The organism is Halomonas sp. HL-93 (assembly GCF_900086985.1).
Classification (GTDB): Bacteria; Pseudomonadota; Gammaproteobacteria; order Pseudomonadales; family Halomonadaceae; genus Vreelandella.
The window spans coordinates 2,023,677-2,045,219 of sequence record NZ_LT593974.1; the positions used below are offsets into that span (position 1 = coordinate 2,023,677).

Sequence of the window (21,543 nt, forward strand, 5' to 3'; positions counted from 1 at the left end):
CCGCATATTTTATATCTTAGCGGGATATTGGCAGCGTTGTTACTCGCTAGCGACAGCTTTGACACATTTTTCTAAGATATCCAGCCCTTCCAGCAAGTCTTCATCACTAATGGTGAGCGGGCATAGGCATTTCACTACTTCACCGTCTTGGCCACTGGTCTCAATAATCAACCCGTGCTCAAACGCCATACCAGTAATCTTGTCCGCGATATCGCCTGATACGACGTCAATACCACGCATCAGGCCACGGCCGCGCTCAGTGGCTGGAATGCCGTTTTCGGTGAGCAAGGCGGCTAACGACTGGAAGCGCTCTTCTACAATGCGCGCTTTACGTTGTACGTCACGCTCAAAGGTGTCATTTGTCCAATATTTTTTGAATGCCGCGGTGGCGGTGACCATGGCCAGATTAAAGCCGCGGAAGGTGCCGTTATACTGCCCCGGCTTCCATTTATCCAACTCAGGTTTCATCAGAACATGCGCAAAAGGCATGCCGAACCCAGACAAGGATTTGGAATTGGTGACCATGTCGGGATTGATGCCTGCGTGCTCGAAACTAAAGAACTTACCTGTACGTCCGCAGCCAGCCTGGATATCATCGACGATTAACAGGATATCGTGGGCTTTACAGATATCAGCCAAGCGCTTCAGCCACTCGAGTCCGGCTACGTTAATACCGCCCTCGCCTTGTACTGTTTCGACAATGACGCCTGCAGGAACATCCAAGCCACCCGACTTGTCTTTCAGCAATTTCTCAAAATAATCGAGGGTGTCCGCATGCTCGCCCATGTAACCATCGAAAGGTAGGAAGCTTGCGCCCTGGGTCGGAATGCCGCCGGTTGCTTCACGGAATTTACGGTTACCGGTGGTAGCCAGAGCCCCCATGGTGACGCCGTGGAAACCATTAGTGAAGGTCACAATATTATGGCGCCCCTTGGCAACACGCGCCAAGCGGATGGCCGCCTCTACCGCGTTAGTACCTGTCGGGCCAGGAAGATGGACTTTATAGTTCAATCCGCGCGGTTTGAGAATGACGTTTTCGAGCGTTTCTAAGTAATCTCGTTTGGCATCGGTCCACATATCCAGACCGTGTACCACGCCGTCTGTCGCCAGGTAATCAATCATGGCTTGCTTGAGGTGAGGGTTATTGTGGCCGTAGTTCAGGGTGCCCGCACCGGCAAGGAAATCAATATATTCGCGGCCATTTTCATCGGTCAACCGGGCATTTTGCGCTTTGGTAAACACGACCGGGAAAGAACGTGAATAGGTACGTACATTGGATTCCATGCGTTCGAGTGTCTGGGTCTGCATTGGCGACCTCCTTTTTAATGATCAATTTGCCAAGCGGGAGGAAATAGAAGATGACGCGAGCAGGAAAACCGGTTAGATATTGTGGGTATTGAACGGACCAATACGCACTAGGTTTTCCGGATCGTGCTCTCCTCCGAGCTGCTCGGTTGAAAAGTATTCACGGCTGTTCAAGGGGGCTTGCCAGCGCCCTGCCAGCCGCTTAAACAACCCCCAAGAAGCTAGGTTGTCCGGCGTGATAGTCGTCTCAAGATGATGCACATCGGCTAACTCGGGGCGTGACATGATGGCTTCTACCAAGCGGCGTGCCAAACCGGTACCCCTGGCCTTCTCGCCCACGGCCACTTGCCATAAAAAATACGTATCCGGCGCGTTATCTTTGACGTAGCCAGAAACGAAGCCCACGACTTCACCCTCTTCATTGGTGGCAACGGCACAGGTGTCGCGAAACTGAGTGGCTAACAAGAGGTAAGCGTAGGCAGAATTTACATCGAGCGGAGGGCACGCTTTTATCAGCTCATAAACGCCCCAGCCGTCTTCGGCATTGGGTTTGCGAATATATAGTGGGGTGTCCGCATGACCAACAACAGCATCAGCAACAGTAGGCCGAGCAAGATCAGCTGAAGGGGTAAACGGCGGTGTTGGGGTGCTCATGGTTATGCTTCGCTGTTGCGAATTTGAACGCAATTATAACAGCTGATTATGAGCAATTCAAAAGCCATGTTATTCAACCCCCTGTATTCGATAAATATTTATTATACGAGCTGTTTTTGCTGTCCTAATCCATCACCTTGCGCTTATTAGTTTAGCCCACCCAAGGTGGCTACCTGGGGCAGTTTCCCTCTCGACTTTTAAGTGTGAATTTCAACGAGCGGGCGTGCGCATAGTGACAAATTCTTCAGCGCCGGTGGGATGAATCCCCACCGTGTTATCGAAATCTTTTTTGGTCAGCCCCGCGCGCACTGCAATAGCGATTCCCTGAATGACTTCTCCGGCATCGTCACCCACCATATGCGCTCCGACCACTACATCGGTGGCCTCGTCCACCACTAGCTTCATTAAGGTTCGCTCCTGGCTGCCTGACAGAGTGTGTTTCATGGCCCGGAAATCGGTGCGGTAAACGCGAATGGTACCAAACTGCTGCCGTGCGGCTTCTTCCGATAGCCCTACCGTCCCAATGTTGGGATGGCAGAACACGGCAGTAGGTACGCGAGTGTAGTCCAGCGGCTCGGGGGCTACCGTTCCAAAATGGTGATCAACGAGCAGCATGGCTTCTGCAATAGCTACTGGCGTCAGCTCTGGCGTATCAATGAGGTCACCCAAAGCTAGTATCGACGGGACATCGGTTTCAAAGCGCTCATTGACGTCTAGTTTGCCCTGCTCATTTAATGAAAGCCCTACCGATGCTAAGCCCAAACCCGCCACATTGGCGCGTCGTCCGGTTGCGGCTAGAACGGCATCCACTTCCATCGTATCGCCGTTGGTTAGGGCAACTTGGTAACCAGCCTCGTTTTTTTCGATCGCCTCAATATTGGTATCAAAGTGAAGATGAACACCCTGTCGATCCATTTCCTGACGCGTGAATTCTCGCACTTCGTTATCAAACCCTTTGAGGAATAAATCACCGCGGTAGATAAGGTGCGCTTCACTGCCCAAACCATTAAAGATGCTGGCAAACTCGACGGCAATGTAGCCGCCTCCCAGCACTAAAAACCGCTCTGGCAAACGATCGAGATCAAAAATTTGATTGGAGGTTAATGTGTATTCACTACCCGGGAACGTTGGAACCCAAGGCCAGCCACCGGTTGCCAGTAAAATACGCTGGGCCGTGACACGTTGCTCTTCGCCTTGCTGACGGCTAATCGCAACTGTATGGGCACCTTCTAGGCGGCCCCGCCCGTGATATAGGCTGACCCCGGCTGTCTCTAGCAAGCGTAGATAAATGCCATTAAGTCGCTTAATTTCGCTAGTTTTGTTGTCCCTTAACGTCGCCCAGTCGAAACTCGCCTCACCAGGCAACTGCCAGCCGAAGCCAGTGGCATCATCGAACACACTGTTGAAATGGGATGCGTAGGCGTACAGCTTTTTGGGCACGCAGCCTACATTAACGCAGGTGCCGCCAAGATAACGGTCTTCCACAATAGCCACGCGGGCTCCTGTTGCTGCGGCCATTCGAGCCGTACGTACCCCACCAGACCCGGCGCCAATCACCAATAAATCGTAGTCGTACTCCGCAACCTTTGACATTGCAAACTCCTTTACTGCCAACACATCGCATGTTGACCAAATGATGCGAGAAGGTTAAAACCTCCCCTCAATGTTGATACACCGGCTATTACGTTTTAACGACGAACGCACCTTGGTAATGATGGGCAACTAGTGTAACGGGAGACCTTATGTCCGACCCTATTGAAACGTTATTAGAGAATAATCGCGCATGGGCAGAGCGCATGTGCGAAGAAGACCCTGACTATTTTAAACGACTTTCACAGCAACAGAATCCGGACTATCTATGGATTGGCTGCTCCGACAGTCGCGTGCCTGCCAATCAAATCATCGCCCTTCCACCAGGTGAAGTCTTTGTTCACCGTAATGTTGCCAACTTGCTGCATCATACTGATATGAATGCACTGTCGGTGGTGCAATTTGCGGTGGATGTGCTCCACGTAAGCCATATCATGATTGTTGGACATTATGGCTGCGGTGGTATCAAAGCTGCAGTAACCGGTGGCGAGTGCGGCGTTGTTGATTATTGGCTGCACTCCGTGCGTGAGCAGTACAATCAGCACCGTAGCTCTCTCGAACACCTTCCCATAGACGAGCAAATTGACCGCATGTGTGAGCTGAATGTAAAGGCGCAAGTGAATAGTTTGTGCCGGACCAAAATTCTTCAGCGGGCCTGGCAACGCGGTCAACAGATTTCAGTACATGGATGGGTGTATGGATTAAGCGATGGACGCGTAAAAGATCTTGATTGCACCATAAAAGGCCTCGACCAAGTGGAAACCTTATACCGCATTGACCGCCTACAGGCTGGCGACTGAGCACATACCCCCGCAGTACTGCGTGCGGGGGTATACGTTCACCCTCAGCGATTATCCAATGGGGCAGCTAACACCTGTCCCTTTAATCCCACAGTAACCATTGGGATTTTTGTAGAGATACTGCTGATGGTAAGCCTCGGCATAGTAGAAAGTATCCAACGGTTTTATTTCAGTCGTAATATCACCTTTTCCAGCGGCATGAAGCGCTTCTTGGAAGGCGTCGGCGCTCTCAAGGGCAGTCTCGTATTGCGCCGCTGTCGTGGTATAAATTGCCGAACGATACTGGGAGCCAATATCATTACCCTGGCGATTTTTTTGGGTTGGGTCGTGCTGTTCCCAAAAAACATTCAGTAAGGTAGCCAGCGATATTTGGCTCGGCTGGTAAATAATACGCACTGCTTCAGTGTGCCCAGTTCGTCCCGTACAGGTTTCCTCATAGGTAGGATTGGGCGTTTCGCCACCTGCGTAACCTGCCGCCGTCACGTAAACACCTGGGAGATCCCAAAACAGTCGCTCAACGCCCCAGAAGCAGCCCATCCCCACCACAAGCTCTTCCGACTGCGGAGGAAAAGGCGGATGCAGTGAGTGGCCGTTAACGGCATGGTGATCACTCGTGGCAATGGGTGACTGTCGGCCAGGCAAGGAAGGCTCAGCCTGGCGGGCTGTATTGTGATGTCCAAACACATGCATAGTGTTTACCTCATTGCTGATCGAAAATGGTGGGGTCGCCCGGACGACTGAAGGTATAGATCAGATCGACCGCCTGACTCGTCCCGGACACCGCTTGCAAATACAGATTGCGCCATAAGGTGTAGCGTAACGTTAGTTCCGCAATCGGCGAGAAAATTCCCACGCCGTAACTGATACGGATATCGTCTGTTAACTGACCGCTCACCGCTACTTGGCTGTCGTCGCCAGAACCTGCGGTATCAAGGGTTAAATCGTCAATCCCAAAGGCTTCACCAATAGAGCCTACCGCGCCGCCGGTACGGCCCAATGACATGCCAATTAGCGCCGTTGCTACTGCACTATCAACACCGCCGCCAGAGTCGTCGGGCGCCCGCCCCCTCAACATGTAGGAAAGCGCACGGGTCTCACTCATCGCGGGTTCGGAAAAAATTGCCACATTCGGTTCTTGTGCATTACCCGTCACTCTAAGGCCAGCGATAACATCGTCTTCGGTCACATCCGGATTGCGTATCGCCTGAAAATCAAGCGTGGGCAGTCCTGGAGGGCCGCTGAATAATAATTGGCCGCGCCGGATGAGCAGATCTTGTCCGAAAGCCTGAAACCGACCGTCAACCAAGTTAACCTCACCAAATAATTGCAGCGAGCCGCTATCCTGACGAACTTCTAATGTGCCGCCTAATGCGGATTCCAACCCGTAGGCTGAAATCATCATATCGTTACCCAGCGTAAGGGTAATCAAGACGTCAAGTGCCATCCCACTATTCGCCAACTCGTCTGCCGCACTAGGCTCGTCATCACCGCGTTCAGCAGCGCGACGTGCTTCGCGCTCCGCTTGCTGGTCCTCTCGCTCGGTAATAATCACTTCATCAGCGCTTGGCGATGTTGCGGATGAAGGCAGGTCACCCACCTCTAACCTGGCCCACGGCAAGTCGACGTTGCCGCGCACTTGCAATCGCTCTGGCGTGACACGCACGCGAATATCCGGTGCGGCTTCCAAGCGACCAAATTGCGGCAAATTGACCAGTATAGGAGACTGTGTGCCGTTGAGGTCGACGCCTACTCGCCAATCTTCATCACTTGGCCAGTAGGCATCGCCCTCAACGTTGAGCCGCCCTCGCTCGGCCTCCAAAAAGCCATCAATAGCGCCTTCTTCACCGTCGAAGGTAACCACCACCTCACCATCTTGTATATCAACAGGAATATCCGGGCCATTAACCTGAACACCCAATAGAGACAATTCACCCTGTAAATCAGGCTGACGAGTCGTACCGGCAATATCCACCCGCCCATTCAGATCGCCCGCAAGCTCTTCAAACCCCACCACCATGGGCCGATAAGGCGCCAACGATACCTCGTTGGCTTCAAGAACGCCGGATAACTCGCCCGCACCGAGCGGGTCAGTGACTGACAGCGCCAGTTCCACATCCCCCGCTTCTTCAAGCGACAACAATACATTACCGTCCGCCTGGGCTTGGTTAGCCGTGATCTGGGTGTCCAGCGAAATACGCGGCAACTCAACAGGCTGACCATAATCATTAATTGCCGTGACGGCCAAATCACCCAGCACCTCGGCGTCAGCTTGCCAGCGCTGACCGCCTTGGCTCCACTGAGCGGATAGGTCCGCGGTGGTATCACCTTCAACCTGCCATTCCTCAGGCAGCCAGGGTTCAAGTGCTTCGATAGGAATATCACGCACGCTAAGTGCCGTTTGCCCTTGGTCAGGTGATGCGACCGTTGGCTGGTCGGCACATAAGCGTCCGCCCTGCTCTCGCAGTAGGCAAAACGGTGTTAAGCGAGCCTCTCTGCTAGCTAGATCGAAGGTGATATCGAGAGGATCTTCAAGCCGAATATTGCCTGCCTCAGCGTCAATCTCAAGCGGTGTGAGCCGCCCACGGTAGCGCTGTGCGTCCTGGTCAAACTGGCCATTGAGACTGAGCAGGGCACGCTCTAATATGCCATTAGGCTGACCCTCAACGTTGATATCCAATTGATGCGATGACAGGCGACCATCCAGTGTCAGGTTTGCCGCTGCCAAAGATTGACCGCCAGCAAGTAATTCATCAAGGGCCAACGAAACATCTAGCTGGGGATCCTCAAGTCCGTCGACATTAGCGGTTAGGCGTAACTGTTCAACACGGTTTTGAGCAAACCTCAGCGCATCTCCGTTGATGGTTGCCTCAAGCTGCGGCTGCTCTAGGCTGCCACGCGCCATAATCTCACCGCTTAGGGTGCCGGCGAGATCCGGTGAAAGCGTCTGCAGTTCGCGCAGATCGATATCGGCGTCTACAGCCACATCGTTTGGCTGCACCGAACCGCTGGCGGATAATCGGTTTTCACCCTGACGAAAGCGAAAGCGCTCTATGTTTGCCTGCAAGTCGCTATTGGCATCAAAGGCAGCATCTAGCTGTAGCGGATAGTCACGAAGATCACCGTCCAGCGTTAAGTTAGGTACATCAACTAACCAGCGTGTTCCGTCCTGGCGTAGATTGAACGCTAACTCGCCATCGATATCGCCATCTAACTGGCCATTAAATAAAGCCGGATCAAACTGCTCTAGCTCTACTTGGGCATCCACTGTCAGTGGCGTTGTCCAATCCACACTACCCTGGCTGGTCAGCCGGCTTTCGCCTGCTGCCAGCGTCAGCGGTTGCCAATTAAACTGCTCAGTATTGCCGCGTCCCGTCAACGAAATATCGGTTTCGGGAATACCGGGGCCTTGTGCCTTCACCCCGAGCTGCGCTTCATAGGCGTCGAGATCACCACTGGCCTGCAGGTCAATATTATCAATGGTAAACCCTTCATTTTGCTCTACAGCTTCATCGCCTTCTTCAAGCGCCGCAGCGGTCTCTGGCAGCGGCCACGTCACCTGATCACTTTGCAGTCGAGTTTGAAACGGCAACGCCGGGTCTAACGCGTTGAGCTGACCTTCTAACACTGCGTTAACCGCCCCTTCAGCTTCAAGGCGTGCCGTCAGCTCGCTGAGCGCTCCTGAAAGCTCCAGGGTGAGCGCTTGGCCATTCAGGGCCGGAAGCGGTTGATCAAGAAACAAGGTAGTTTCAGCGCGAAGGTCCAGCGGATAGTCATCACGTAGTGCCACCTGCCCCGCCAGACTGAATTCGGCATCGGCAGACGTTACGTCGAGATGGGAAAGTGTAACGTTGCTACCCTCGGTTTCGACACCCAAGGTTAAGCGCTCAACAACATAATCAAAACGGCCTGCAACGTTGATGTCATTGACCGTCAGCGTAGCCAGGCGGATATCGACCGGCAAACGAATTTCGGGCAACTCAATTGGTGAGCGCTCCTCTGCATCGTTACTGGCGGGCATGTCGTCAGGTGTTTCGTCGGGCGGATTTTGTAACGCGATAGCGGCATCAATGGCCGCAGCACTCAAGCCTGAATCATCATCAGGTGGCGCTAGGCGTGCCCCCTCTGAAGGCGGTAAATAAAGCCGGGGATTTTCCAAGTGCGTCGACGCAATATCGACGCGCCCCGCGCTGGCCTCAACCGAGGAACGGAACGATGCCCAGGAAAATTGGCTGCCATCGGCCAAGTGCAACGTTACATCATCAAGCACCAACTGCCGCAGCTCGATAGGAAAAGGAAAATGGAGTGCCGCCGGACCACCTGAGCCACTGGTTTCAGCAGGTGTTTCTTCACCGCCGCCACCATTAGGCAGACGAATATCGGCACCCACTACACGCAGCGTGTCCAGACATAGCTTGCCGGATAATACACAGTCATCGGCCCAAGCCAGTTCCAGCTCGTCAATTCGTATCTCTGCCCCCGCGGCGTTAAGTTGAAAATCCGTGAGATGGAATTCATCGAGTAACCCCCCATCGTGCTCCTCGACGCTAAACCAGCCGCGATCTTGGCCTTGGGATAACAAAACACCGGTGCCCCATGGCGATAGCGCAACACCCAACAATAAAGCCAAAGCACCAATCAGCCATAGCGGAAGTAACAAAACGAGTCGCAGGGTACTCCACAATAATAACCACAGACGGAAGCGACGTGATAACGCCCGACGACCGGTCGCAGGCGCTTGCGAAACTTCAGGCACATCGCCCTCCTAGAATTCGGGTCCAATCGAAAAATGCAAACGCCAGTTATCGTCGTCATCGTCAAAGGGATGCGCAATATCGAAGCGAATAGGGCCAACTGGGGATATCCATCTCACCCCCAAGCCTGCGCTTTTTTTCAGGTCGCTAGGGCCCCAGTTATCGAAGGCATCGCCTGCATCAACGAACGTTGCCCCCCACCAGTCCCCGGTGACACGGCGTTGGTACTCGAGGCTGGAAGTAATTTTTTGTTGACCACCGCGCAGCTTGCCTTCTTCGTTACGAGGCGAGAGTCCTTCGTACGAATAACCGCGCACACTGCGGTCGCCACCGACAAAAAACCTAAGCGATGGGGGAATCTTATCGAAATCGTTGGTTTCAATAGCCCCTACGCTGACGCGTGCCGAAAAACGGTTATCATCGCCGTAGGTGCGAATCCATTCGGTATCGCCAGTGATGCGCAAAAATTGTGCATCCGAGCCCCAAGCTGGATCAGAGTACTCCACCGAGAACTGCTGACGATCGCCCCATAACGGGAATCGCTGCGGCCTCGTGCGCGTCCGGGACCACTGAACCCCTGGGTAAAACAACCACACTTGATCAGCTTCTCCGCCTTGGGTGAAATCTTCATAGGTGGTTCGAAAATACAGCGATTGCACCCAGTCATTATCGAACTCCCAGCGCCTGGCGATTTCCACGGTACCCTCGAGCGAGTCGGTATCGCTGTCGTCAATATTACGAATACCATATTGCAGGCGATAGCTATCGCGCAGCGGATCTTCTAGCGGAACATCGTAAACGCCGGTAAAGCGCTGCTCAGGAGCCGAAAGGTAAAGGTCATGATCCAGGCTGTGCCCATAGCGGTTGATCCAAGGCTGATCCCATCCAAATCGCAAGCGAGGGCCTACGTCGGTAGCGAACCCCAGCCCAGTTTCAAACTGATGACGATTAGCAGGTTCAACGCGGACATCAATGGGTAATGATGCGTCGTCAGATTGACGCATGCTAAGTGCGCTTGATAGTGCGGCACTGCTGATCCTGGGTCGTTCTGGCTGTGATTCGGTGGCCGCTACCCACCAGGCATCACCACCGCTTGAGGGTGCAATGGAGAGTTCTTGCGCAGTTTCCAGACGTGGGGTAACAGACACTGAGCTAAACCATCCGGTCTCAGCGAGTCGTTGGTTAAAACGTGCCAGCGATTCCGCAAGATAAGGCTCGCCCTCTTGATAAGTGCGCATTTTTTGTAGGCGCTCGGGTTGAATATGACTGCCCGTAACAAGCGTTTCGCCAAATTGATAGCGCGGACCACTGTCAAAATCCATGTACAGTTGGGCGCTTTGTAAGTAGGGGCGTACTTCCATACGGCGGTCGGTGAACCCCCAATCGAAGTAGCCTCGCTCAATGGCCAAGCCGGAAAACTCACCACGTAGGCGATCCCAGGGTGCATGACGCAACGTATCCCCCTCTTTCAGAGGGAATCGCTCCAGCGCCTCCTGAAACGGTTCATCCTCTGCGGCATCACCAAGCACATTGATGTCCAGCGTTTCAATGGTTACCTGCGGGCCTGGATCGATGGTCAGGCGAGGGTTACCGTCTTCAGGGAGATCAATCGAAATATCGGGTTCGTAATAGCCGTATACGCGAATGGCCGCTTCAATACGCTGGCGTATTTCTACCTCCAGTCGGCTTTCGGTGTACTCGTCTTCTTCAATATTTTGCAGATAGGCGCGAATATTGCGCGCCACTTCACCCTCAACGCCTTCCAGATCAACACTCAGCGCCCAAACCGCTGGCGCAGCCATCCATAGCGGCAACGTCATTAAGTGGGCGATTACCGATGCTGGTAGCCATTGCCGTTGTCGTCCCATACATTTTCCCTAACCTAATCATCGGCATGTTGCCTTTCAGCCACCAGTGTAAATTACCGCAACATTTCAAGCTGAGCACTGAAAGCTAGCTGTGCTTGGCGAACTTGGCGTACGTCATCTTCAATCTCATCGACGCGCTGCGACCAATCGGTTTCAAGTGTTTCGAGCGCTTCGTTTCCGTTATTGCTCTCTTCAAGCGCGCTAATTGACGCTTCAAAGCGCGACCACTGTTCTTGCTGCTCGGCATCGCGCTCATCGAAGCGTTCGTCAATATCGCTAGCCAATCCAGCAACCGAGGACTCAAGTGCTTCCAGTCGTTCTCGGCTTTGGGCTTCCACGTGAGCTATTTCATCTGCCAACGAAGACCGCCCTGACGTGCCCGCTTGCTCTAACGCATCCAACGATGTGTGGATAGAGGCGAGCTGACTATCACGTAATGCCGCCTGCTCACGCTGCTCTTCCAAACGTTCAAGCAATGGATCAATCGCGTCACTTGAAACATTGCTTTCATTTTCAGTTAATACGTCATAGAGCTCATTGCGCGTATCGGTTAGCGCCGTGGACAATTGCTCTTGCTCTTGAAACAAGGTACTCATCTGAGCCTGGACAAAGGTTAACGTATCTTGTACATCACTGTCACCCGCGTCTAAGCGAGCATGCATATTTGATACTTCTCCACTCACCCGCTGGAGCTCCCCCTGAAGCCGCTCACGCTCCAAATAAAGGCCAACAGCAGCCGCCGCTAATAGAGCAATCAGCAGCAGCACACATAGCCAAAGCGGCCAAAGTGAAGGACCTTTGCGGTGCTTGATGTGCTGAGATGCGATACTTTGATCTGCATCGGGCACAATGCGCGAAGACGGGGCTTTATCGGACATGCATTTTCCTCACAACGGCGTTGGATCGGCGCGCCGACCTATTCCTCGATACTTTAACCCACAGCTGGCAACAAAATCAGGGTCGTAGATGTTTCGGCCATCCAGGACTAGTTTATCGCTAAGCTGCGCAGCTAAGCGATGCCAATCGGGGTTCCAGTAGGTTTTCCACTCGGTCACCAACATTAGTGCATTGGCACCTTCACAGGCATCGTACGGACTATCGACAAAGGTAACCAAATCATTGCGTGAGCCCACTACGGCATTCAATGCCGGGGTGGCCGCTGGATCGTGAAGTTTAACGTGAACGCCTTGCGCCCAAAGTGCGTTGAGTAGCGTTAACACCGGGGCATGATCAATTCGCGCGGTGCCAGGTTTAAAGGCAGCCCCCCAAATGGCAATTGTCTTCCCTTCAAGGGCGCCGTTATAGTGAGACCACAGCTTGCGAAATAGTGTTTCTTTCTTTTGTTCATTGATATCAAGCACATGCTCCAGCAAGGCCGATTGTCGTCCGCTGGCGACTTGTACGTCGGCTAGTCGCATTAAGTCTCGTGAAAAGCTTGGTCCGCCAAAGCCACACCCTGGATAAAGGTATTCATAGCCTATGCGAGAGTCGGCTCCCATCCCTTGACGTACATGCTCTACATCAACGCCCAGAGTATCCGCTAGCCCGGCAATTTCATTCATGTAACTGATGCGTGTCGCTAGCATACCGTTAATGGCCAGTTTGGTTAGCTCGGCAGCACGCTGAGGCATTACTTGAAAAGCGTCTCGGCGACGGTTAAAGGCCCTTAGCAGCTCCCTAAGTTTTTGCTCAGCCAGCAAGTTATCGCACCCTAGCAGCCAGCGCGTAGGGCGTGTGAACGACGCCCAGGCCCGCCCTTCTTCTAGCGTATCCGGCAAGGCCACACTCAAACCGTCTTGGCCAATGAGGTGTTGTAACCGCTCCGTATCACCTACCGGAAAAGTCGAGTTATTGACTAGGACACGGCCTTCCTGCGGCGTCAACAGGGGATGCTGGAGTAGCTCAGCAGCCGACTCACGCTGCGACGGCGAGAGCGCTATCCAAACCACATCAAACACCGAATTGGCGTGAAGCTCGCTGAGTAACTCAAGCGTTCCCATTTTTTCAGACTGATCTAGCTGCTCAAGCAGTTGGGGCTCGCGGCGTAGCCAATCCTCATTAACCAGCGTAGACCACGGCATTGTCTCGTGGGGAAGCCATTTAACGGCATGGCCCACCGAAGACAGCGCCGCAGCCGCGGTTGCGGTGCTTAATTCACTGCCGTATAGAAGCACCCGCATCGGTTACGCTCCCTGGTGATAGCGCGCGAGCAACGCTTTAAAATCGCTACCCAACTCAGGGTGCCTGCGCGCATAGGCCAGCGTCGCCTCTAAATAACCCAGAGGCTGCCCGCAATCGTACGTCGTCCCTCGCATGCGGTAGGCCTGAACGCCCTGCTGCTCGCGAAGCGTTTCAATCGCATCGGTCAGCTGAATTTCACCTCCTGCACCAGGCGGGGTGTTTTCAAGAATAGGGAAAATTGCGCCCGGCAAGGCATATCGACCAATAACGGCTAGATTCGAAGGGGCTTGGTCACGTGGTGGTTTCTCTACCATGCCCACTAGGTCGGCAGACGTTTCGGGCGCAGGCACGTCACCGGCTGGCGCGACAATGCCATATTTTTCGACCTGATCCCAGTCTACCTCTTCGACCATTAATTGAGCTGTGGAATGCTGATCGTAAGCCTTCAGCATACCCGCTAGGTCGCTGCGCGGCGTGTCGCTGTTATCTACCAATACGTCCGGCAGCAGCACCGCAAACGGCTCGTCATTACCAATAATCGGCTGCGCGCAAAGGATGGCATGGCCCAAGCCTAGAGGTTCGCCTTGGCGTATACTAATAATGTTTACGTCATCAGGCACCATGGCTCTTAGCGAGGCCAATAGCTCATGCTTACCCTTGGCTTCCAAGCTCGCCTCTAATTCCGCGTGGGTGTCGAAGTGGTTTTCGATGGCCCCTTTGTTACTGCTGGTCACAAACACGATATCGCGGATACCAGCGGCAATAGCCTCTTCAACCACGTACTGAATCACCGGTCGATCTACTATGGTGATCATTTCCTTGGGAATGGCTTTGGAAGCGGGCAAACAGCGGGTACCAAACCCCGCCACAGGCAGTACAGCCTTACGAATCATAAGAGGTCCTTTTCATGCGTTCCGGCTCAGGAGTGGTTAGAATGCCCATCATACTGAACGCGCGGTGGGTTTCCAGTTCGCCGTTACACTGCAAGTATCGGGCCACGGGTCACGCCGTGCTTGCTCACTGTTGATGGAGTCAAAATATGTCAGCGACACCTCAGGATAGCACTGCTCACCAATATCAAGGCAATGTTGATAATGCCGAAGTGGCGAAATTTGAAGCACTTGCCAGCCGCTGGTGGGACCCACAAAGTGAGTTTAAGCCACTGCACGAGATTAATCCCTTGCGACTCGATTTTATTGACGCAAGGGCAGGCTTAGCCGGCAAAAAAGTGCTGGATGTCGGCTGCGGTGGCGGTATTTTAAGTGAGGCCATGGCTCGCCGCGGTGCGGATGTGACCGGTATTGACCTGGGTGAAGCCCCATTGGGCGTCGCCCGCTTACATGCCCAAGAGCAAGGCGTAGCCATTGAGTACCGTCATGTCAGTGTCGAAGCGCTGGCGGATGAGCAGCCAGGCCAATATGATGTGGTGACCTGCATGGAAATGCTGGAACACGTCCCCGACCCAGCGTCGGTAGTGCGCGCTTGCGCTGCTTTGGTGCGTCAAGGTGGCTATGTGTTTTTCTCAACCCTTAACCGCACTCCCAAGTCTTACGCATTCGCTATTTTGGGTGCCGAGTACGTGCTGAAATTATTGCCCCGGGGCACGCATGACTACGCGAAATTTATTCGCCCTTCCGAAATGGCCAGTTGGAACCGTCGTAGCGGTCTAGAGGTTCGCGAGCAGATCGGTCTGACCTATAACCCCATTTCACGGCGTTATCGACTAACCGAAAACGATGTCTCGGTTAACTATATGATGTATTGCCGTAAGGTGAGCGCGTAAATGTCGACCTGTTCAACGCCCAGCGCCGTGTTGTTTGACCTGGATGGCACTCTGGTGGATACCGCCCCAGATTTAGCTGTGGCGACCAACGCGCTGCGTCAGCACCACGGCCTGGCCCCACTGCCCTTCGCAACGATTCGTGCTCAAGTTTCCAATGGCGGCAACGCCCTAGTCAGCTTGGCGCTAGGAAACGACCTGAGCGTTAGCCATCAGAGGGAGGCTCGCCAGTATTTACTGGATGCCTACGAAAAATCCGTGGCAGTTCACAGTCAGGTGTTTTCACCCCTCGATCAGTGGCTTCAGGTGTGGCAGCGGCGCAATCGCCCGTGGGGAATTGTTACTAATAAGCCTAGGCGCTATACCACCCCGCTGCTTGAGGCGTTGTCCCTAACCCCTGGCGCGCTGCTTTGCGCTGACGACCTTGCCGCCAAGAAACCCGATCCGATGCCACTACTGGAAGCCGCTCATCGTTTGGGCGTTAAACCGCAGGATTGCTGGTATATCGGCGACCACCTCCGGGATATGCAAGCAGCCAGGGCGGCAGGCATGACGGCGGTCGCGGTTGGCTATGGGTATATTGCGGAAGGCGATGATTATCGCCAATGGCCAGCACACTGCTGGTATCAGCAATGTGCTTCCCTAGTAGACGCCCTACCTAGTATTGCCTAACCCGTAATGCTATGGCTGTTTCGGCGGCTGCGCGTCGATTTTCTGTCCATGGGTCCCGGCGCTGTCGGGCCCCATTAGCCAAAGATAGGTGGGCATAATATCGTCGGGGGTGCGTAAGCGATTTGGATCTTCCCCGGGGTATGCGTTGCGGCGCATTTGAGTCCGTGTGGCCCCTGGGTTAAGCGTATTAATGCGCAGATTTGGCTCACTATCCATCTCATCGGCCAGCACTTCTACAAAACCTTCGGTTGCAAACTTAGACACCGCATACGCACCCCAATATGCCCTGCCTTTACGGCCAACACTGGAAGAGGTAAATATCACTGAGGCATCGCTGGATCGCTGTAACAACGGCAATAGCGCTTGCGTCATCCAAATAGGGCCGTTGATATTCACCTGCATGACTTGTTCCCAGAGCGTAGCATCATACTGAGCAAAAGGCGTAATACGCCCTAGTAGACCAGCGTTATGCAGCAAACCGTCTAGACATCCAAACTCTCTATCGAGAGTGTCCGCCATATCGTGAAAGTCTTTTAACGTTGCACCCTCGAAATTAAGCGGAAAAATAGCTGGCTGAGGGCCACCTGCGGCTTCTATCTCATCATATACCCGCTCAAGCTTAGCAATGGTGCGGCCTAATAGAATAACGGTCGCCCCATGGCGTGCATAGCTAAGCGAGGCAGCACGACCGATGCCATCTCCTGCCCCGGTGACCAAGACCACTCGATCACGGAGTAAATCGGGCGCTGGCTGATAATCAATTTTACATGTCATCGCAGACCCTCCTCCTGACGACGTCGCCGTTAACCGCCTTGGCGAAGAAAATCATCGGCTAGCCCCGCCGCACTGCTTTGCGGATGATCGTCCTGCACTTTCTCAAGAAGTGCACGACTCTCTTCCGCTTCACCTTGACGTGCTTTGACTAAACCGAGTTTGTACATGGCATCTGGCACCTTACTACTACCATCATAGTCATCAATCACGCGGGTGAACGATTGCTCTGCAGAATCCAGTTCGCCTTCTGCCGCATAGAGCTCACCCAGCCAGTAATGACCATTAGCCGTTAAACTGGTATCAGGGTGAGCTTCCACGAAAGATTCAAAGGCGGAAATAGCTTCATCAAAACGCCGTGCCTGCACGTGAGCAAAGGCATCTTGGTATGCCTGCTGTGCTTCATCACTTACGTCGCGAGAAGAAGGCGCGCTTGCCACTTCCTCTGCCGCTTCCGGTTCGACCTCAGGCGTCGACTCTTCGATTTGACTCTGACCGCTGCTCATCAGGCGGTCTTCAATATCCAAGTATTGCTGCTGGGACTGGCGGCGAAGCTGCTCCATTTGATGACGAAGCTCTTCTATTTCACCGCGCAAACGTTGAATTTCTTGCTGGTGCTCTTGCACCGTATTGAACAATACCAAGCTGCCATTAGAATCGCCTTGGGTTTGGGCTTGTTCATAGAACCCACTGTCCGAGTCTGACAGATCTTCGACAACCGGTTGCTGGGCAAAACTGACTAAGGGCAATACGGATAGCGGGAGCACTAAGGCTCCCGCACCGCACAGCCTCTCAAAGTAACGCTTGAGACTGTGATTCATGATGACTCCAAAATGACTGATGCGCACTTACCCCATGCGGGTCATCAATAATTGAACACAACGCGGCGGTTTTGTGAATACGCTTCATCGCTATCACCACGTTCTGCCGGGCGTTCTTCACCATAACTCACCACGCTCATTTGCGATGATGATACGCCTTGAATATTCAGGAAACGCTCAACGGCATTAGCACGACGTTCGCCAAGCGCCATGTTGTATTCACGTGTACCGCGCTCATCGGTATGCCCATGCAACACGACTTCCGCATCAGGGTTGGAGCGAAGATAACGCGCGTGGGCCATCACTACGGATTCGTATTCGTCTTTAATCGTGTCGCGATCGTAATCAAAGTAAATGGTTTTGACGTCTGGAATCCGTGAGTCAGACTGCTGCTGACTACCGTCAGAGTCAGAACGGGAAGAGTCGCTGCCATATTGACCACTGGAGCCGGCCCCCGATGTGCTGCTACTGCTTCCATTACGGCCATCCTGGCTACCAGATGAATCGCCGTCCTGAGTGCCGCCGGTGCTGGAACAACCAGCGATTACTGCAAGAGACAGTGCGACTGCCAATGAGCGAGCCAACGGTTTAAGTTGCATAATCAGACTCCTTGCCTGAAAACGTGAATGACTTCATTCGTTTAGGAACGGTGACCATGCGGGGTCACGCACATCACCTTGTGCTGCGGGAAGCCTGAATGACGAACGGCCATCGGCAGAAACGGCACTCAGCACCCCGTTGTTACCCTGTTGGGTAGCGAAGATTACCATGGTCCCGTTCGGCGCAACACTAGGAGATTCATCCTGAGTAGAATCACTTAGCGTTACTAAACGGCCATTCTCAACATCTTGGCGTGCCACTTGATAACCGCGATCCGAACGATGGATGAAAAACAGGTTGTCGCCGTCAGGTGAAAAGCGCGCCCGGGCGTTATAATTACCGGTATAGGTCAGGCGTTCCGTTTCACCACTACCGAGATCATGCTGATAAATTTGCGGACCACCACTGCGATCAGAGGTAAACAGCAGGCTATTCCCATCCGGCGACCAAGCAGGCTCGGTATCGATACTGCTGCTATCTGTGACGCGAGTTAACGAGCGATCAGCGATCTCCATGATGTAGATTTCCGGCTGGCCGTCTTTTGACAATGACATGGCCAATCGACGGCCATTTGGTGACCATACCGGTGCACCATTAATGCCCTCAAATGATGTAATCCGCGCACGATTACCGCTGTTCACTTCCTGAATGTAAATTTCCGGGCGTTCGTTTTCGAACGATACATAGGCAAGTTTGCCACCGTCCGGCGACCAAGCAGGGGATAAAATCGGTTCATCTGACGTTAGAATCTGTTGGCTATCGCGCCCATCAGCATCCGCAACGTATAGGCCATAATCCGTATTGTCGCCCACTCCTTGAGCGGTCACATAAGCGATACGCGTAGAGAAGGCACCGCGAATATCGGTGATTTCTTCAAAAATTTGATCGCTAATGTAATGAGCGGCGCCACGCAGATCATCTTCGCTGGCGTTAACGGTTTCGCTCATCATGCGCTGCTGTCCGCTGATATCCATCAGGTCGTACTGCAGGCGATAGCCATCATCGGTTCGCTCGGCTTGGCCCACTACCAAGTAACGAACATCCAGCGAACGCCAAGTACTAAATTCAACGTCGTCAGCTTCGCCTGGTTGCTCGAACATAGAATCGCGATCAAGGGGATCAAAAAAACCGCTACGATCCAGATTGTCATGGATAATTTGTGCCACGTCTTCGGGCATGTCATCGGAGCCTTGGAACGGAACCACGCCTATCGGTAGCGCCTCATCACTGCCACGGGTGATTTCAATGGTCAGGTTTGCGCTAGCAGCAGTACTCATTGCAAGCAACAAACAGAATAGCCATACCTTACTTATGGTGTGCATCAGCGAACATCCCCCGGGGTAAATCGCAGATTGAATTGACGTAAATTACGCTGCTGTTCGGTCGGCAACTCACGCAGTTCACCGAATGGCGCTGCATGCTCTACCGCCTGCATCGCCGACCGATCAAAGTTGCTATCGCCGCTGGACGAGACCACCGACGTTGCCAGTACCTCACCAGATGGGCCGAGCCTGACTTGAAGCGTAGCACTCATTGAGTCGCTTGCCTCAGATGGGATAATCCATGCCTGCTCGACCGCACGTTTGACTATCGTTAAGAAACTATTGGCTGCCTCTTCAGCTTGTTGTGCCTCGGCAGCGGCCTGAGCCTCACCTTCTAACTGGCGTTGCATAGCTTCTTCCGCCTCTTCCTGACGACGCTGCTCTTCGGCTTCACGCTCACGTTCGGCCTCGGCTTCCGCCTCTTCCTGGCGGCGCTGCTCTTCAGCTTCACGCTCACGTTCGGCCTCGGCTTCCGCCTCTTCCTGGCGGCGCTGCTCTTCAGCTTCACGTTCGCGTTCGGCCTCGGCTTCTGCCTCTTCCTGGCGGCGCTGCTCTTCGGCTTCACGTTCACGCTCGGCCTCGGCTTCTGCCTCTTCCTGGCGACGCTGCTCTTCAGCTTCACGTTCGCGTTCGGCCTCGGCTTCTGCCTCTTCCTCGCGGCGCTGCTCTTCGGCTTCACGTTCGCGTTCGGCCTCGGCTTCTGCCTCTTCCTGGCGGCGCTGCTCTTCGGCTTCACGCTCACGCTCGGCCTCGGCTTCTGCCTCTTCCTGGCGGCGCTGCTCTTCGGCTTCACGCTCACGTTCGGCCTCGGCTTCCGCCTCTTCCTGGCGGCGTTGAGCCTGCGACTCGGCTTCGGCTCTAGCGGCCTCTAAGGCTTGCGCTTCGGCTTCAGCAGCTTCCTGCTCTTCAGCAGCTTCCTGTTCGGCCGCCGCCTGCTCTTCAGCAGCTTCATCTTCGGCCTCCGATGTATCGGCATCAGGTTCTTCAGTGGTTTCATCAGCCGCCTCCATTGCCGCCGACTGATCATTTGCCTGCTGAGCCTGATCGGTAAAAGCCTCAGTGCTGACCAGCGTTGCCTGCACAATCGAAGACGAGTCCGGCTCTGCATCGCGTTCCGGCCAATGAATTATTGATATCAGCACGATCAACAAGTGCACTGCAATCGCGAAAACGGCTGGCCAGGTATAGCCAACGTCTTGAGGGTCACGAGGTGTCTTTACAGCCATGCCCTGGGTACCCTCACTCATCCTGTGGTGGCTCAGATATGAGCCCCACATTTGCCACACCCGAGCGCTGTAGGTTGCTCATTAATACCACTACTTCGCCGTAAGCCACATTTTGATCGCCCCTGACCATCACCGGAGTATCAGGCCGCTGTTCTAAAACGGCGCTCACCCGGCGTGTAATGTCATCGCGAGAAACTTGGGTCGACTCTTCTCCTAAGCTGAGATGGTATTGCCCTTCACGGTCGATGGAAATAATGATCGGGTCATTGTCTTCTTGACTTTCCATCGGTTCAGAGCTCACCTGGGGCAGCTCCACATCTACCCCTTGATTTAACATGGGGGCGGTAATCATAAAGATAACCAGCAGCACCAGCATGACATCAATAAAGGGGACAACGTTGATTTCACCCATGGGCTTACGCTGTCCGCCGCGTTTAAACGGTCCTTGCATGGGGCAACTCCCTTAGCTTGACGCGCTATCACGCCCTTGCAGATTACGGTGCAAGATAGCGTGGAATTCTTCGGCGAAATCTTCGTATTTACCTAATAGGCGACCGGCAGTGTTAGAAAGGCGATTGTAAAAAATCACCGCAGGTATCGCGGCAAACAGCCCCATCGCCGTGGCGATCAACGCCTCTGCAATCCAGGGAGCTACCGTTGCCAGCGTGGCTTGCTGGGTCATCGACAGCGATTGAAAAGACCCCATGATCCCCCAAACCGTGCCAAACAGCCCAATATAAGGACTTGCGGAGGCAACTGTCGCCAGGAACACAAGGTGTTGCGTCAAACGGTCTTCCTCACGTGACCACGCTACCCGCATACTGCGCTGCACGCCCTCCAAGATGGTTGGCGTGTTGCGCGTTTTGGGCATCAAACGATTGAATTCACGGAATCCAGCTTGGAATATGTGCTCGGCACCATGACGGGGATCGTCGGCCGGGATATCACGGTAAAGCTCATTTAAATCAACGCCTGACCAGAACGTTTCCTCAAACTGCGCATATTCTTTTTGAGCGCGACGAAGGGCTATGCCGCGTTGAAAAATCACTATCCACGAGAGAATAGACCCCACCACTAACAATAGCATGACCAGCTGGACCACAATGCTGGCGTTCATGATCAGGTGTGGAATAGACATGGCATTATCGTTCACAAGTGCCCTCATCAATATCAATAAATGTGGAAATAACGTGCCCGCATCG

19 protein-coding genes are annotated in these 21,543 nt (G+C 53.7%); 3 read left to right on the plus strand and 16 right to left on the minus strand.

Annotated elements, in window-relative coordinates; translation table 11 throughout:
• Positions 1 to 39: 39 nt before the first annotated feature.
• From ectB to gorA, 3 genes are all read right to left on the minus strand, one after another.
• Entirely contained in the window at positions 40 to 1,308 is a 1,269-nt protein-coding gene (ectB, locus tag GA0071314_RS09335; protein ID WP_074396385.1) for a diaminobutyrate--2-oxoglutarate transaminase, read from the minus strand.
• A 72-nt stretch (positions 1,309 to 1,380) separates the two neighbouring features.
• Positions 1,381 to 1,959, minus strand: coding sequence for a diaminobutyrate acetyltransferase (ectA, locus tag GA0071314_RS09340; RefSeq protein WP_074396386.1), 579 nt, complete (start codon positions 1,957 to 1,959; stop codon positions 1,381 to 1,383).
• A 210-nt stretch (positions 1,960 to 2,169) separates the two neighbouring features.
• The gene (gene gorA / locus GA0071314_RS09345) at positions 2,170 to 3,552 is read right to left on the minus strand and encodes a glutathione-disulfide reductase (RefSeq protein ID WP_074396387.1); all 1,383 of its coding nucleotides are present in this window, start codon (positions 3,550 to 3,552) and stop codon (positions 2,170 to 2,172) included.
• Between the two features lie 149 nt (positions 3,553 to 3,701).
• Between gorA and can the strand changes: the two genes are divergently transcribed.
• Positions 3,702 to 4,349: a carbonate dehydratase gene (can, locus tag GA0071314_RS09350; protein ID WP_074396388.1), complete on the plus strand. Its 648-nt coding sequence runs from the start codon at positions 3,702 to 3,704 to the stop codon at positions 4,347 to 4,349.
• Positions 4,350 to 4,400: 51 nt separating this feature from the next.
• Here can and msrA read toward each other — a convergent pair whose 3' ends face one another.
• Genes msrA through galU form a run of 6 tightly spaced genes read right to left on the minus strand, consistent with a single transcriptional unit; the run spans position 4,401 to position 14,042 of the window.
• Positions 4,401 to 5,039, minus strand: coding sequence for a peptide-methionine (S)-S-oxide reductase MsrA (msrA, locus tag GA0071314_RS09355; protein WP_074396389.1), 639 nt, complete (start codon positions 5,037 to 5,039; stop codon positions 4,401 to 4,403).
• Positions 5,040 to 5,049: 10 nt separating this feature from the next.
• On the minus strand, positions 5,050 to 9,102 hold the full coding sequence (tamB, locus tag GA0071314_RS09360) for an autotransporter assembly complex protein TamB (RefSeq protein ID WP_082934230.1): 4,053 nt from the start codon (positions 9,100 to 9,102) through the stop codon (positions 5,050 to 5,052).
• A 9-nt stretch (positions 9,103 to 9,111) separates the two neighbouring features.
• Positions 9,112 to 10,968 (minus strand): autotransporter assembly complex protein TamA, encoded by a 1,857-nt coding sequence (gene tamA / locus GA0071314_RS09365; RefSeq protein WP_074396390.1) that lies wholly within the window; start codon positions 10,966 to 10,968, stop codon positions 9,112 to 9,114.
• Between the two features lie 53 nt (positions 10,969 to 11,021).
• Positions 11,022 to 11,846: a hypothetical protein gene (locus GA0071314_RS09370; RefSeq protein ID WP_074396391.1), complete on the minus strand. Its 825-nt coding sequence runs from the start codon at positions 11,844 to 11,846 to the stop codon at positions 11,022 to 11,024.
• Between the two features lie 9 nt (positions 11,847 to 11,855).
• The gene (locus GA0071314_RS09375) at positions 11,856 to 13,148 is read right to left on the minus strand and encodes a nucleotide sugar dehydrogenase (protein ID WP_074396392.1); all 1,293 of its coding nucleotides are present in this window, start codon (positions 13,146 to 13,148) and stop codon (positions 11,856 to 11,858) included.
• A 3-nt stretch (positions 13,149 to 13,151) separates the two neighbouring features.
• The gene (gene galU / locus GA0071314_RS09380) at positions 13,152 to 14,042 is read right to left on the minus strand and encodes a UTP--glucose-1-phosphate uridylyltransferase GalU (protein WP_074396393.1); all 891 of its coding nucleotides are present in this window, start codon (positions 14,040 to 14,042) and stop codon (positions 13,152 to 13,154) included.
• Between the two features lie 146 nt (positions 14,043 to 14,188).
• On the opposite strand from galU, the gene ubiG reads away from it, so the two are divergent.
• Both ubiG and GA0071314_RS09390 read left to right on the plus strand, forming a co-directional pair.
• The gene (gene ubiG, locus GA0071314_RS09385; RefSeq protein WP_074396394.1) at positions 14,189 to 14,932 is read left to right on the plus strand and encodes a bifunctional 2-polyprenyl-6-hydroxyphenol methylase/3-demethylubiquinol 3-O-methyltransferase UbiG; all 744 of its coding nucleotides are present in this window, start codon (positions 14,189 to 14,191) and stop codon (positions 14,930 to 14,932) included.
• Positions 14,933 to 15,601, plus strand: a complete 669-nt coding sequence (locus GA0071314_RS09390; RefSeq protein ID WP_074396395.1) for an HAD family hydrolase — start codon at positions 14,933 to 14,935, stop codon at positions 15,599 to 15,601.
• 9 nt (positions 15,602 to 15,610) lie between these two features.
• On the opposite strand, the gene GA0071314_RS09395 is transcribed toward GA0071314_RS09390, so the two are convergent.
• From GA0071314_RS09395 to tolQ, 7 genes are read right to left on the minus strand one after another with little or no spacing between them, the layout of a single operon-like run.
• Positions 15,611 to 16,375, minus strand: coding sequence for a YciK family oxidoreductase (locus tag GA0071314_RS09395; RefSeq protein WP_074396396.1), 765 nt, complete (start codon positions 16,373 to 16,375; stop codon positions 15,611 to 15,613).
• A 29-nt stretch (positions 16,376 to 16,404) separates the two neighbouring features.
• A complete protein-coding gene (gene ybgF / locus GA0071314_RS09400; protein WP_074396397.1) occupies positions 16,405 to 17,193 on the minus strand; it encodes a tol-pal system protein YbgF in 789 nt (262 codons plus the stop codon).
• Positions 17,194 to 17,237: 44 nt separating this feature from the next.
• Positions 17,238 to 17,792: a peptidoglycan-associated lipoprotein Pal gene (pal, locus tag GA0071314_RS09405; protein WP_074396398.1), complete on the minus strand. Its 555-nt coding sequence runs from the start codon at positions 17,790 to 17,792 to the stop codon at positions 17,238 to 17,240.
• Between the two features lie 33 nt (positions 17,793 to 17,825).
• Positions 17,826 to 19,115, minus strand: a complete 1,290-nt coding sequence (tolB, locus tag GA0071314_RS09410; RefSeq protein WP_074396399.1) for a Tol-Pal system beta propeller repeat protein TolB — start codon at positions 19,113 to 19,115, stop codon at positions 17,826 to 17,828.
• Positions 19,115 to 20,341, minus strand: coding sequence for a cell envelope integrity protein TolA (gene tolA / locus GA0071314_RS09415; protein WP_231896536.1), 1,227 nt, complete (start codon positions 20,339 to 20,341; stop codon positions 19,115 to 19,117). The genes tolB and tolA overlap by 1 nt, the downstream gene beginning before the upstream one ends.
• A gap of 13 nt (positions 20,342 to 20,354) precedes the next feature.
• Positions 20,355 to 20,792: a protein TolR gene (tolR, locus tag GA0071314_RS09420; protein ID WP_074396401.1), complete on the minus strand. Its 438-nt coding sequence runs from the start codon at positions 20,790 to 20,792 to the stop codon at positions 20,355 to 20,357.
• Positions 20,793 to 20,804: 12 nt separating this feature from the next.
• Entirely contained in the window at positions 20,805 to 21,479 is a 675-nt protein-coding gene (gene tolQ, locus GA0071314_RS09425) for a protein TolQ (RefSeq protein WP_231896537.1), read from the minus strand.
• Positions 21,480 to 21,543: the final 64 nt, after the last annotated feature.

Bases quoted from the DNA above. Each gene is read 5' to 3' on its own strand.
- ectB (WP_074396385.1), bottom strand. From the start codon at position 1,308: ATGCAGACCCAGACACTCGAACGCATGGAATCCAATGTACGTACCTAT.
- pal (WP_074396398.1), bottom strand. From the start codon at position 17,792: ATGCAACTTAAACCGTTGGCTCGCTCATTGGCAGTCGCACTGTCTCTT.
- tolA (WP_231896536.1), bottom strand. From the start codon at position 20,341: ATGGCTGTAAAGACACCTCGTGACCCTCAAGACGTTGGCTATACCTGG.
- GA0071314_RS09390 (WP_074396395.1), top strand. From the start codon at position 14,933: ATGTCGACCTGTTCAACGCCCAGCGCCGTGTTGTTTGACCTGGATGGC.
- GA0071314_RS09375 (WP_074396392.1), bottom strand. From the start codon at position 13,148: ATGCGGGTGCTTCTATACGGCAGTGAATTAAGCACCGCAACCGCGGCT.
- GA0071314_RS09395 (WP_074396396.1), bottom strand. From the start codon at position 16,375: ATGACATGTAAAATTGATTATCAGCCAGCGCCCGATTTACTCCGTGAT.
- GA0071314_RS09370 (WP_074396391.1), bottom strand. From the start codon at position 11,846: ATGTCCGATAAAGCCCCGTCTTCGCGCATTGTGCCCGATGCAGATCAA.
- ybgF (WP_074396397.1), bottom strand. From the start codon at position 17,193: ATGAATCACAGTCTCAAGCGTTACTTTGAGAGGCTGTGCGGTGCGGGA.
- tamA (WP_074396390.1), bottom strand. From the start codon at position 10,968: ATGGGACGACAACGGCAATGGCTACCAGCATCGGTAATCGCCCACTTA.
- tolQ (WP_231896537.1), bottom strand. From the start codon at position 21,479: ATGTCTATTCCACACCTGATCATGAACGCCAGCATTGTGGTCCAGCTG.
- ubiG (WP_074396394.1), top strand. From the start codon at position 14,189: ATGTCAGCGACACCTCAGGATAGCACTGCTCACCAATATCAAGGCAAT.
- tolB (WP_074396399.1), bottom strand. From the start codon at position 19,115: ATGCACACCATAAGTAAGGTATGGCTATTCTGTTTGTTGCTTGCAATG.
- can (WP_074396388.1), top strand. From the start codon at position 3,702: ATGTCCGACCCTATTGAAACGTTATTAGAGAATAATCGCGCATGGGCA.
- gorA (WP_074396387.1), bottom strand. From the start codon at position 3,552: ATGTCAAAGGTTGCGGAGTACGACTACGATTTATTGGTGATTGGCGCC.
- galU (WP_074396393.1), bottom strand. From the start codon at position 14,042: ATGATTCGTAAGGCTGTACTGCCTGTGGCGGGGTTTGGTACCCGCTGT.
- tolR (WP_074396401.1), bottom strand. From the start codon at position 20,792: ATGCAAGGACCGTTTAAACGCGGCGGACAGCGTAAGCCCATGGGTGAA.
- msrA (WP_074396389.1), bottom strand. From the start codon at position 5,039: ATGCATGTGTTTGGACATCACAATACAGCCCGCCAGGCTGAGCCTTCC.
- ectA (WP_074396386.1), bottom strand. From the start codon at position 1,959: ATGAGCACCCCAACACCGCCGTTTACCCCTTCAGCTGATCTTGCTCGG.